At 50.1% G+C, this 13,309-nt stretch carries 8 protein-coding genes; 4 read left to right on the top strand and 4 right to left on the bottom strand.

Going from position 1 to position 13,309, the window contains the following annotated elements:
- Positions 1 to 17: 17 nt before the first annotated feature.
- A complete protein-coding gene (locus tag GRF55_RS04935; RefSeq protein ID WP_220369414.1) occupies positions 18 to 1,361 on the bottom strand; it encodes a Na(+)-translocating NADH-quinone reductase subunit A in 1,344 nt (447 codons plus the stop codon).
- A 219-nt stretch (positions 1,362 to 1,580) separates the two neighbouring features.
- Between GRF55_RS04935 and GRF55_RS04930 the strand changes: the two genes are divergently transcribed.
- On the top strand, positions 1,581 to 6,032 hold the full coding sequence (locus GRF55_RS04930; protein ID WP_220369413.1) for a translocation/assembly module TamB domain-containing protein: 4,452 nt from the start codon (positions 1,581 to 1,583) through the stop codon (positions 6,030 to 6,032).
- Between the two features lie 340 nt (positions 6,033 to 6,372).
- Here GRF55_RS04930 and GRF55_RS04925 read toward each other — a convergent pair whose 3' ends face one another.
- Positions 6,373 to 7,308 carry a diacylglycerol kinase family protein gene (locus GRF55_RS04925; protein WP_220369412.1) on the bottom strand — a complete coding sequence of 312 codons (936 nt, stop codon included), beginning with the start codon at positions 7,306 to 7,308 and terminating at the stop codon, positions 6,373 to 6,375.
- A gap of 13 nt (positions 7,309 to 7,321) precedes the next feature.
- Complete coding sequence (miaA, locus tag GRF55_RS04920) at positions 7,322 to 8,254, bottom strand: tRNA (adenosine(37)-N6)-dimethylallyltransferase MiaA (protein ID WP_220369411.1); 933 nt, start codon at positions 8,252 to 8,254, stop codon at positions 7,322 to 7,324.
- Positions 8,255 to 8,368: 114 nt separating this feature from the next.
- Here miaA and GRF55_RS04915 point away from each other — a divergent pair, with 114 nt between their 5' ends.
- A complete protein-coding gene (locus GRF55_RS04915) occupies positions 8,369 to 9,178 on the top strand; it encodes an RNA methyltransferase (protein WP_220369410.1) in 810 nt (269 codons plus the stop codon).
- Between the two features lie 101 nt (positions 9,179 to 9,279).
- Here the strand turns inward: GRF55_RS04915 and serS are convergent, their stop codons facing one another.
- Positions 9,280 to 10,569, bottom strand: coding sequence for a serine--tRNA ligase (gene serS / locus GRF55_RS04910; protein ID WP_220369409.1), 1,290 nt, complete (start codon positions 10,567 to 10,569; stop codon positions 9,280 to 9,282).
- A 213-nt stretch (positions 10,570 to 10,782) separates the two neighbouring features.
- On the opposite strand from serS, the gene GRF55_RS04905 reads away from it, so the two are divergent.
- Together GRF55_RS04905 and GRF55_RS04900 are read left to right on the top strand one after the other, a co-directional pair.
- Entirely contained in the window at positions 10,783 to 12,801 is a 2,019-nt protein-coding gene (locus GRF55_RS04905) for a transketolase (RefSeq protein WP_220369408.1), read from the top strand.
- A 41-nt stretch (positions 12,802 to 12,842) separates the two neighbouring features.
- Positions 12,843 to 13,283, top strand: a complete 441-nt coding sequence (locus GRF55_RS04900; protein ID WP_220369407.1) for an RpiB/LacA/LacB family sugar-phosphate isomerase — start codon at positions 12,843 to 12,845, stop codon at positions 13,281 to 13,283.
- Positions 13,284 to 13,309: the final 26 nt, after the last annotated feature.

The raw sequence follows: 13,309 nt of genomic DNA, 5'->3' as shown, positions 1-13,309 counted from the left end.
CGTTTATCATTCAATTCCTAAGCATTTTCTTTACGCAACATGTCCAGACCTTCGCGAACTATCCGCTGCAACTCCAATTTCGAGGAGTCCACAAACTCTGCCAGCGCAAAATCTTCCGGACTTACTTCATAGATACCCAATTGTTCCTGCCTATCAATATCACCGGCAATGATTGCCTTAATCAGATATTCAGGATAGATGTCCATCGGGAACACGCGGTCATATTCACCGCTCATAATCATGTGACGCTCACCGCCTTTCACGCGAGCATCCAGCGTATATTCCTTTTTCTTTCCGCACAGCCAACTGAAATAGCTCCTGTTTGTCGAGAAATCTTTTGTTCGGGGAAGTATCCAGCCGAACATCTCGTCACGGTCATTGCCCTCAGGTATCGCTGTTATCTCGGAAGTGTTTGCACCGATATAATCTTCAGCCGTCGTTTTCATTCCTGTCAGGGGATTGCCCTTGATGAGACGGACATGCTCGCCTGACGGCTCATACACGGTGCTGATGCGCTGACCAACCAACACATCAGCATAAGCAGGCTCGCTCACCTCGCTGCCTGCAATGGCTATCGTGCGACGCAGATCCACTTTGCCCGTATTGAAGAGACGACCGATGAAGATGACGGCTGTCGGAGCGACGGTCCATACCACCTCGCCCTTATTGACGGGAGAAAGATGATTCACCTGAACGCCGACATTACCAGCCGGGCAGGGACCGTCGAAGACTGTGACCTCGACATCTTTTGCGTTCAATAAAGCGGCTGAGGTTTGTCGCGCACCGACGCCCAGATAGGTCTTGGCAATCTTAGACAGCGCCGTCAATCCTGCTTGCCAATCTGCTTCATTTCCTTGCAGTTCATACTCAAAGTCTGCTGCCAAAGGCATGTCACGCAATGCACTTACGAAAACAGCTTTGGGCTGCACTGTCGGCTCGGCTGAGATGGCATAAGGCAACTGATTGATATAGCCGAACAAACCTGCTTCCATCAGTTTCTGGCAAACAGCATTTCCGTCCATCTCCGGGAGATTCATTTTTCCGAAATCACGGAATTCCGGTTCCTTGTCTGCCTTCACCTTTACACACAAAACTTTCCGGCGTTCGCCACGCACCACATCCGTGACAACGCCACTTACAGAAGATGCAAATCTCACTTCAGGGAAACGCTTGTTGACAAACAAGGCATCACCTGCCAGCACACGGTCTCCAACATCAACAACAACCTTTGGCTTCACACCGACGAAATCGTCAGGCACAAAACCAAAATCATCTGAAAATGCTGGCTGAATCTTACGCATATCGGCTGTTCCCTTCAAACGGATATCCAGACCTTTACGCAATTTTATCACATTCGCCATAATATTTAAATACTAGTATTCGTTCACGATATTGGGTGCAAATTTACTAAAAAATAAGGACGTTGACAAAAAAATGAGGCATTTTCAAATGACAATAATAGCGTTTCGGTAAAATAACTTAAATTATTTTGCACTTCAAAGGCTTTGCATTATCTTTGCAGTGGCTATTTGAAATAATGGAAGAAAAGCGTTTCCTAATGATGGAGACCGACCGAAAGGATGAAGAAATTAAGTCGAATCAAACGCATCATCAACATTGCATTATGGACCCTCATCGGTTCATACCTTTTGTTGATGATATCCATACAAATACCTGCCGTACAACGTTTTATAGGAAACAGGATTGAGAGCACGCTATCCGACAAGCTGGGCACTGAAGTCAAGGTCGGGAAAGTCAGCTTTGGCTTTCTGAACCGCCTCGTCATCGACGATGTCGTCATCAAAGACCAGCAACACAAAAAGATGCTCAGCGCTTCCCGACTCTCAGCCAAACTGGATCTCATCGCATTGATAAAGGGTACGGTTGACATTTCGTCGGCACAGATTTTCGGACTCCATGCCACCTTATATAAAAAGGATGCAGCGAGTCAGCCCAATTTCCAATTCATGCTCGACTCGCTCAAGTCTAAGGAAACGGACGAGGAAAAGAAGACAGAGATTCACATCAACTCGCTCGTTATCAGACACGGCAACATCAAATACGACCAACTTGATGCCCCGCAAACCACAGGCATCTTCAACCCGAAACACATTCACGTCAACGCACTAAGCGCACACCTTACGCTTGACCAACTTTCAGACGATTCGCTGTCACTCAAGGTCAAGCGACTGGCATTCAAGGAACAAGCTGGACTGGACGTGCAGAACATCATCTTCAAACTGTCGGTGGCGAATCAAGACGCAAAGCTCCGGAATCTGGAAATAAAACTACCACACAGCCATATCCAGATTCCTGAACTCACAGCACAATCCTTATCCACCAAAAAGTCGTTCAACGGAAGAATCAACCCATCGGAAATCGGCACCGATGACTTGAAGCCACTCCTCCGAAACTATGTGAATCCACAATTGCTACCCTCTTCCCTGACCCTATCCGGCACATTTAGCGGTGATAAAGATGGCATTCAGATAGCACAAATGGCACTTTCGTCGAAAGACGGAGAATTAAAGCTTCAGGGAAATGGCTACGCCAACCAGTTGAACACGACTCCCAAATGGTATGCAAACATCCGTCAACTATCGGTCAACTCACGCTTGCTGAAAGAATTTGTGCCCTCAGCCCCTGCGCAGATAGCGTCGCTCGGGAAAGTCAACTATCAAGGCGAAATCAGCAATCGGGACGGAAACAGCCTGGCACTTAACGGCATCTTGCAGACGGACATCGGAAAAACCAATGCCGACCTGAAACTGCGAGGCAACCTGCTCAGCGCCAAGATATCGACAGACGGCATCAATCTCCGGGAGCTACTCAACGACCAACGCCTCGGAACGCTTGCCACCCAGATGAACATAGAAGGCGATTTGAAGAGGAATGATTTCAAGCTGAAAGGAGATGTCAGCCGGTTCGACTACGAGGGCAATACCTACAAGAATATCGACATCGACGGTGTCTATCACAATCAGGCTTTTGCCGGAAAGTTCTCCATCAACGATGAGAACGGCTCTGCGAGCATGGACGGAACGATTGACTTCTCTTCCAAGATTCCGGAAGCCAACCTTACGGCGAAGGTTCACCAGTTTAACGCTGCCATTCTCCGTCTGGACAAGAAATGGAATACCGCAAAAGTGAGCTTCGACACGAAAATCAACCTTCAGGGAAAGTCGCTCAACAAGTTGACCGGAAGGGTTGAACTGAACAATTTCACATTGCAATCGCCGGAAGAACAGTACCAGATGGAGCAACTGATCATAGAAAGTCTTTCTGAGCGTGGCAACCAGAACATCGACATTCATGGCGACTTCGGCAACATACAGATTGTCGGCGACTACGATTACAGCACTTTGGCACACAGCATTACCAACGCCATCAAAGACAAGCTCCCCACCCTGCCGGGACTTCCCGCAACAAAAAACATACGACCCAACCAGCTCTCGCTCAATGCCAACATCACAAAGACCGACTGGCTGAAAGCATTCTTCGACATCGACCTACAACTCAAACGCCCGATGACCGTCAACGCTTCTATCAACGATGAGAAGAAGGCGGTGGACTTGACGTGCATCCTGCCCGAGTTTACATACAACGACAACCAGTACAACCAAACGGAAATCGTTCTGAAAACCGTTGACGACACGCTGAAACTGGACGGCTCGACAAAAAAACTGATGAGCAACGGCAATTTCTTCGACTTTGCGATATCTGCCAAAGCTGCCGAGAACAATACCAAAGCTGATTTCATCCTGGACAACCATGACGAACTGCGCCACCTGAAAGGTGTCATTTCTACTGAGACACAATTCTTCAGGAACGAACAGGGACAGCCCGCAGCCCACACCATCATACACCCCTCCCAGTTGTCGGTCAACGAAGCGACGTGGAACGTGGAGCCTTCGGATATCGTTTACAGCGACAAACATCTCATCATCGACCATTTCGCCATCCAGAACGGAGAACAGCACGTCATCGTTTCGGGAATAGCCACAACAGAGATACAAGACACAGTCAACATTGACCTGAAGAACGTTGATATCGGTTTCTTCTCCGACATTCTCAACGTGGATGACGTGTTCTTCGGGGGAAGTGCCTCAGGGAAAGCCACGCTCGCATCGGTCTTTGCGAACACTACAGCAAACGCTGCGCTAAGCATAGAGGACTTCACCTTCGTAGATGGAAGGCTGGGAGCATTGCGCGCAACCGCCGACTGGAACAAGACCGACAACACCATCAACATCCACGGTGTGGCAGACGATGGTCCGCTGGGGCAGACACTCATCAACGGAGACATTGCCCTTACGCCGGAAATCCTCACCCTCAACTGCGACTTGAACAACACGAGGATTGAATTTCTGGAGAACTACTTGAAGGGCGTCATGCACAAGATGGATGCGCGGGCAACAGGAAGCCTCCGCATCTTCGGACCACTCAAGAACATTAACATCGAAGGGGAAGTCGTGGCTAACGGAGATGTCGGCATAGAACCCCTCAACACGACATACACCCTGCACAACGATACGATACGCCTTCTGCCCGACCACCTCATCTTCCGCGCAGACAGCGTGTTCGACAAGAACAAACATCTCGCCGTCGTCAACGGAGATATCTACCACACATGCCTCAAAAACTGGATATACGACCTCAACATCGAGGCTGACAACGTGCTGGCATTCGACGTCAAAGACTTCGGCGATGACAGCTTCTGCGGAACGGTCTATGCCACAGGCACCTGCCACATCAGCAACCAGACCAACGAGGTCGTACTCGATATCGAGGCGACGCCACAAGAAAATTCCATCATCAAATATAATGCGGACAGTCCCAATGCCGTAAAGAAGCAAGAGTTCATCCATTGGCATGACGTCACGGAGAAGAATCCGCTTTTCTACAAACCGCTGGAGATTGCCATCGCGAAAGAGGAGACGGAAACGGCTACCACGTCGCAAAACATATCCATCCCAACCAACCTCCACATCAACTTCCTCATCAACACCACACCCGACCTGACACTCCGCCTCATCATGAACGAAGAGAGCGGCGACTATATCGACCTGCACGGCAATGGCGTGCTCCGAGCCACCTATTTCAATAAAGGAAGCTTCGACATTTTCGGCAATTACATCATCGACCACGGGGTGTATAAGATGACCATACAAAACATCATCAAGAAAGACTTTGAATTCCAAGAAGGCGGAACCATCGTCTTCGGTGGCGACCCCTACGAAGCGACACTCAACCTTCAAGCCGCCCACACCATCAATGGCGTCAGTCTCTCCGACCTCAACATCGGACGCTCGTTCTCATCCAACAACATCCGTGTCAACTGCCTGATGAACATCACCGGAACGCCAAGTGCACCCAAAGCCGACTTCGACCTCCAACTGCCAACCGTCAGCAGCGATGCGCAACAGATGGTGCGCTCGCTCATCAACAGCGAAGAGGAACTCAACCAGCAAGTGATTTACCTCCTGACCATCGGACGCTTCTACACGCAGGGTGCCAACAACGCCAACCAAGACGGCACCTCTCCCAGCCAGGCAAGTCTCGCCATGCAAAGTCTGCTCAGCGGAACACTCAGCCAGCAAATCAATACGGTCTTGGGAAGTGTGGTGAACAACAGCAACTGGAACTTCGGAGCCAACATCTCGACCGGAACGGAAGGATGGAACAACGCCGAATATGAGGGCATCCTGTCCGGACGACTGCTCAACAACCGACTGCTCATCAACGGACAGTTCGGCTACCGCGACAACCCCAACGCCACCACTTCGTTCATCGGTGACTTCGATATCCGCTACCTGCTCTTCCCCAATGGCAACCTTGCCGTCAAGGTTTACAACCAGACAAACGACCGCTATTTCACACGCAGTTCACTCAACACGCAGGGCATCGGTCTTATTATCAAAAAAGACTTCAACAATTTCCGTGATTTGTTCGGACGGAAGAAGAAAAAGACATCGCAAGCCACACCCGACAGCATACCGGAAATGCCGGCAGATTCCCTCAAACAAGAATAGGACTCACTCGCTTCGTCATCCGACAGCTGAACTTTCATCAACCAAAGTCGCACGGAATTGGTTGACGGGAGTGCTATTTTTGGAGAACGACAGCCCTTGTATAAACATACGGAAAAGGGCGTATAAATATGCAGTTGAACTTTCACTTTCCAAAAGTGCCACTTTTAGCTTGCAAAAGTTCCCCTTTCACCTCCTGAAAGTGCCACTTTTGGAGTGCGAAAGTGGCACTTTTGGAAAGCCCATCCTAACGTTCTGAAATTCAGTGGTTTACAAAACACACACCAACAGCCCCACTTATGCATAAATATGCAGAAGCAGCAAGTTGGCAAAACACAGGATGCTATCCCGGTATGAGGAAATTGATGACCTCCTGCTCTACTGTCACCTTGAACGGTCCGACCGGTGTCGCCAACAGTCTTCCGTCAAGACTGACCATTGCGCGCTCTGCCTTGTCGAAATAGACCTCGCGCGTGCGGTAAGGGTGCACGTCTTTGTGGTTCAATATCTTTCCGTTATACAGCAGATAGAAGCCCTCTATCAGCTTGGTCATCTCCGGATGGGATATGACAGAGACGTCCAACAAGCCATTATAGGGAACGGCATTGGGGGTCATGCCGTATGCCGTAGCGTTGCCGACACACACCGCCATGACTTTCCGGTTGATGGTATCGGAATTGATTCGCAATTTCATCTTATAGTCCAGTCGCTGGAAAATCATCATCAGCGATGAGGGGATGAACGAAAGCGTCTTCGAACCGAAATATCCGCGCGTCTTACGGCGAAGATTCATCACCGCAGCCACCAGCCCGACGTTCATGCTGTTGAGGAAATAGCGGTGGCAACGCTCGTTGTTCTTGTTCGTATATCGGATACATCCCAGGTCTATCTTCCTCGTGCGGTGTTTCTTCAACCACGCGACGGTCTGCTCGACTTCGCTCTCCTTGAAGTCCCAGAACTTGGCAAAGTCGTTGATTGAACCGTTTGGAATAACTCCGAGTGCGATGCTCTCACGCACCGACTTTTCCGCCTGCATCAGACAGTTCACCGCATCGTTCAAAGCAGAGTCGCCGCCGACGATTACCAACGTCTTGTAGCCATTGTTAATCATCATGGTCACAAGGCGTTCCACACCTGCGGAGTTTTCACTTTGCACCAAATCGAAGTCGATTTCGTGCGCACGAAGGCTCTTTTCTATCTTCTCCCATCGTTTCTGCGGACGGAAGGCATTTTTCGGGCAATAGATGATTCCCCACTTCTTGTCGATACTGCTACTCATTGCTATACATTATTTATATATATGAAAGGGCTTGACTTATTTTCTCGTCCATCGGCAACATGGCGTCTATCCAATGTATTGTGAATCCACGCCGTTCCATTCCCCGGAACCACGTCATCTGCCGCTTGGCAAACTGGTGGATGGCAATCTCCAACCGCTGGAACATCTCGTCGAAGGTGATTTTTCCCGTGACATATTCCGTGACATAGCGATATTCCAACCCGTAATACGTCAAGTCTTCAGGAGAGATTCCTTCATCCAAGAGGCTGCGCACCTCGTCTGCCATGCCTTGTTCCAAGCGCTCTTTCAGTCGCGCGGTAATCTTTTTCCGGCGCTCTTCGCGGTCAATGTCAACGCCGAGAATGACGGAGTTGATTTGCGGAAACGACCGTTCCATGCACCTGCCTTCATCCTTGTCGCGCTGGGCAGCGAGCACTCCCATCTCTATCTCGATGGCACGAATGGCGCGTTGCGGTGTGTCAACGTCCGAACGGTTGTGCATCGCAGAGCCTGTCTGTCGCTTCAAGTCGCGCAACATCTCGGTCAGTTCGTCCAACGACTTGTCCGAAAGACGCTCCCTCAATGCCGCATCTTGGGGCACGGGCGACAGTTGATAACCCTTCAGGACTGACTCTATATACAACCCCGTACCGCCACACAGCAGCGGGAGCCGGTTCCGCCCGCGAATCAAATCGTAGGCAGCAAGGAAATCGCGCTGATATTCAAACAGATTGTATTTCGTTCCCGGCTCGCAAATGTCTATCAAATGGAAAGGAACGCGTTGCCCTTCAACACAATAGTCGTCCAAATCCTTACCTGTCCCAATATCCATACGCCGATACACCTGTCGGCTGTCTGCGCTGATAATTTCCGCATTCAGCTTCAGTGCAAGGGCTACAGCCAAACGAGTCTTACCGCTTGCCGTAGGACCAAGTATGGTAATCATGTCGTGCATTCTAACGGCAAAGTTAATTAAAAGCCGAGACAATACAAAAATTATTAAGGAAAAATCGTTCGTTATTGCTCGCTTTGTGCATAAAAAGCGTACCTTTGCAACAGCATGGCTAACATCATAGAAATATCGTCACTGAACGTCCCGGGCGTGGAAGTGTTTCATTCGCTGACCGAGGCACAACTACGCAACCGCCTGCACATGGAAGACGGCATCTTCATAGCCGAGAGTCCCAAAGTCATCAAGGTGGCACTCGCCGCCGGATATGAACCCCTCTCCGTCTTGTGTGAACGCCGACACATCGAAGGCGACGCGGCAGAGGTGCTCCAGCGCTGCGAAGGAGTCCCTGTATATACGGGAAGCCGCGAACTGCTCGCACAGCTGACGGGCTACACACTCACGAGAGGCGTCCTGTGTGCGATGCGGAGAAAACAACTTCCCGACGTGGAAACGCTGTGCAAGGATGCCCGTCGCATCGTTGTCATCGAGGGAGTGAGCGACACGACGAACATCGGCGGAATATTCCGCTCGGCAGCGGCGCTTGGGATGGACGCTGTATTGCTCACAAAAGATTCGTGCGACCCGCTGAACCGCCGTGCCGTCCGCGTGTCCATGGGGAGTGTATTCCTGATACCCTGGACGTGGTTGGACGAACCCGCAACGAGTTTGCACCAATACGGTTTCAAGACAGCAGCCATGGCGCTTTCCGAACAAGCCATCGCGCTCGACGACCCTCGCCTGAAAGACGAAGAACGCCTGGCTGTCATTATGGGGACGGAAGGCGACGGTCTGCCTGAAAAGACCATTTCCGAAGCCGATTATGTCGTTCGCATCCCGATGTCCTACCACGTAGATTCGCTCAACGTGTCGGCAGCGGCTGCCGTAGCTTTCTGGGAATTGCGCAAACACAACGTTTAGCCGTCGCAAACATGCCGTTTACGATGCTTTAACATGCCGTTTAGCAATAAAAAAGCCTGTCTTCTTTCTGCGAAGACAGGCTTTGTCATATACTGTTTGTATCAGAAATTCTTATCGTCGAGTATTTCGAAACCACAATAGGGCACGAGGCACTTCGGTATGCGAATGCCTTCCGGTGTCTGGTTGTTCTCGATAATCGCAGCAACGATGCGCGGCAATGCCAATGCCGAACCATTCAAGGTGTGGCACAGTTCTATTTTCTTGTCCTCGGCACGGCGATAACGGCACTTCAAGCGGTTTGCCTGATAGCTCTCGAAGTTGCTGACGGAAGACACTTCCAGCCAACGCTCCTGCGCTGCACTCCACACTTCAAAGTCATAGCATATCGCACTGGTGAAACTCATGTCGCCACCGCAAAGACGTAAGATGCGATAAGGCAGTTCAAGTTGCTTCATCAGACCTTCCACGTGAACAAGCATCTCGTCGAGACTTTCATACGAGTGCTGCGGAGTGTCTATGCGCACGATTTCAACCTTATCGAACTGATGCAGACGATTCAATCCTCGCACATCCTTACCATACGAGCCCGCCTCTCTGCGGAAACATGCCGAGTAGGCACAACGCTTGATAGGCAATTCACTTTCATCGAGAATCACGTCGCGGAAGATATTGGTCACGGGCACTTCCGCCGTAGGTATCAGATAGAGATTGTCCATGTTGACATGATACATCTGCCCCTCTTTGTCGGGTAATTGTCCCGTACCATATCCCGAAGCTTCGTTCACCACGTAAGGCGGCTGAACTTCCAGATAGCCGCTCTTGCGCGCCTCTTCGAGGAAGAATGCCTCCAATGCGCGTTGCAAACGTGCCATCTTACCTATATATATCGGGAAACCGGCTCCCGTCACTTTCACACCGAGGTCGAAATCTATCAGATTATACTTCTTGCACAAGTCCCAATGGCATTGCGCATCGGCTCCCAACTGAGGCTTTACTCCACCCTCTTTCACGACCACATTTGCCGAAGCGTCAGCCCCTTCAGGAACGAGCTCGCAGGGAATATTGGGAATGGCGCAAAGCAAATTCGTGAGTTCCTGCTCAGCCGCATCCATTTTCTCTTGCAGCGTCTTGTCCGCCTGTTTCAATGCAGCCACCTGTTCTTTCACCTGCTCTGCCTGCTCTTTATCGCCCTGTTTCATCAACTGTCCGATTTGAGCAGCCAACAGCTTAGCGTCTTGCTTGGTTTTATCCAGTTTTTGCTGGGTTTCACGACGAAGTCTGTCCACTTCCTGAACCTTTTCTATCGCCTCTTTGGCACCCTTGAAATGTTTTTTCTCCAATCCGCGAATCACGCGATCCGTTTCTTCATTGATAAGTCTAAGCGTAAGCATAATATTAAATTTGAATCAGAATTCTTTTTTTTGACTGTGCAAAATTACAAAAAAATCTGTCATTACCTACAAAGAAACGAAAGTTTTCCTATTTTTGAAGATTATCAAACAATTCATATGCGAAAATTTCGCTGATTCAATTTAATTCATTACCTTTGCATGGGTAAGATAGGAACACAATTATTAAGGAATAAGAAAACAAACAATATCATTATGAACAGCAAAGACCTTATGACACGGGCAGCAGACAACATACGCATTCTCGCTGCTTCGATGGTGGAAAAAGCCAAATCCGGACATCCTGGCGGCGCTATGGGCGGTGCCGATTTCATCAATGTGCTTTTCTCCGAATTTCTCGTTTATGACCCCGAAAACCCGACGTGGAGCGGTCGCGACCGTTTCTATTTAGACCCGGGGCACATGTCACCCATGCTTTACTCAGCTCTCGCCTTGCAGGGCAGATTCACTATCGACGAACTGAAAGCATTCAGACAATGGGAATCTCCGACACCCGGACATCCCGAACGCGACGTGGAACGAGGCATTGAGAACACCAGCGGACCGCTCGGACAAGGACACACTTTCGCCGTCGGAGCTGCCATTGCGGAAAAGTTCCTCGAAGCACGCCTTGGACACACCATGATGCAACATAAAATCTATGCCTATATTTCCGACGGAGGCATTCAGGAAGAGATTTCACAAGGTGCCGGTCGCATGGCAGGACTGTTGGGACTGAACAACCTGATTATGTTCTATGACTCGAACGACATACAGCTCTCTACGGAATGCTCGGTCGTGATGGAAGAAGACACCGAAGCCAAGTACAAGTCATGGGGATGGAATGTCCTGAACATCAACGGCAACGATGCTGACGAGATTCGACAGGCGCTCCAAGAGGCTATCGAGGAGAAAAGCCGACCGACACTCATCATCGGAAAGACCGTCATGGGAAAAGGTGCTTTGCAAGCCGACGGCTCATCGTATGAACGGACAATTAAGACGCATGGTGCACCGCTCGGTGGCGATGCCTACATCAACACGATAAAGAACCTTGGTGGCGATCCCGAAAATCCGTTTGTCATCTTCCCTGAAACCGAAAAACTCTATGCCTGCCGCAGAGAAGAACTCAAACACATCGTGGCTGAGCGAAAGAACGAGGAGGCAGAATGGACAAAAGGTCATCCGGCACAAGCCGCGCAAATGCAAGAGTGGTTTGAAGGGAAGGCACCGAAAGTGGATTGGAGTGCGCTCATTCAGAAAGAAGGATGTGCCACCCGTGCTGCTTCGGCAGCTTGTCTCGGAATACTCGCCGAGCAGGTTCCGAACATGGTGTGCTCATCTGCCGACCTGTCCAACTCCGATAAGACCGACGGGTTCCTGAAAAAGACCCACGACCTGCAACGCAACGATTTCAGCGGTGCCTTCCTGCAAGCAGGAGTCAGCGAACTGACGATGGCGTGTGTGTGCATCGGTATGTACCTGCATGGCGGAGTGATTCCCGCATGCGGAACATTCTTTGTATTCTCCGACTATATGAAGCCGGCAGTACGAATGGCGGCTCTCATGGAAGTGCCCATCAAGTTCATCTGGACGCACGATGCCTTCCGCGTAGGTGAAGACGGTCCGACGCACGAACCGGTGGAACAGGAAGCACAGATACGACTGATGGAAAAACTGAAAAACCATCACGGGAAAGACTCCGTGCGTGTTTTCCGTCCTGCCGATGCCGACGAGACGACCGTTTGCTGGCAAATGGCGATGGAAAACATGGAAACACCGACGGCGCTTGTCCTCTCACGGCAGGACATCAGCAAGCTTCCTGCAGGCACCAACTATCAAGAAGCGCGCAAAGGTGCCTATATCGTTGCAGGAAGCGACGAGCAGTATGATGTGATACTCTTTGCTTCTGGTTCTGAAGTGGCGACACTCGTTGCCGGAGCCGAACTCTTGCGCAAGGACAACATCAAAGTTCGCATCGTCAGTGTTCCGTCAGAAGGACTCTTCCGTCAGCAATCAAAGGAATACCAAGAAATGATTCTGCCCGCTGAAGCGAAGAAATTCGGATTGACCGCCGGACTCCCTGTCACGCTCGAAGGATTGGCAGGCAGCAACGGACGTGTATTCGGACTCACCAGTTTCGGCTTCTCCGCACCCTACAAAGTGCTCGACGAGAAACTCGGTTTCACCGGTGAGAACGTCTATCGGCAAGTGAAAGACTTCTTAGGTAAGTAACAAAAAGAGACAAATATCAACAAACAAAAAACATAAATATCATGGAAATCAAGACAGTTGGAATTGCCTGCGACCATGCAGGTTATGCGTTAAAAAAATTTGTGATTGAGTATTTGGAAAAGCACGGTTATCCTTACAAAGACTACGGCACATGGAGCGACGTGAGTGTGGATTATCCAGACTTCGGACATGCCCTTGCTGAAGGTATCGAAAGCGGTGAAGTCTATCCCGGTATCGGCATTTGCGGAAGCGGCGAAGGCATTGCCATGACGCTGAACAAGCACCAAGGTGTACGCGCCGGCTTGGCATGGATTCCCGAAATTGCACACATGATTCGTCAGCACAATGATGCCAACGTCCTCGTAATGCCCGGACGCTTCATCGACAACAAGACGGCTGAAAAAATCATGGACGAATTCTTCAAGACGACATTCGAAGCAGGACGCCACCTGAAGCGCGTAGAGAAGATTCCCGTAAAATAATTTCAGGCAACACAAATTCATTCATA

The sequence above is a fragment of the Prevotella sp. Rep29 genome (genome assembly GCF_019551475.1).
GTDB lineage: Bacteria > Bacteroidota > Bacteroidia > Bacteroidales > Bacteroidaceae > Prevotella.
This window is presented reverse-complemented; position numbering and strand designations above follow the sequence as displayed.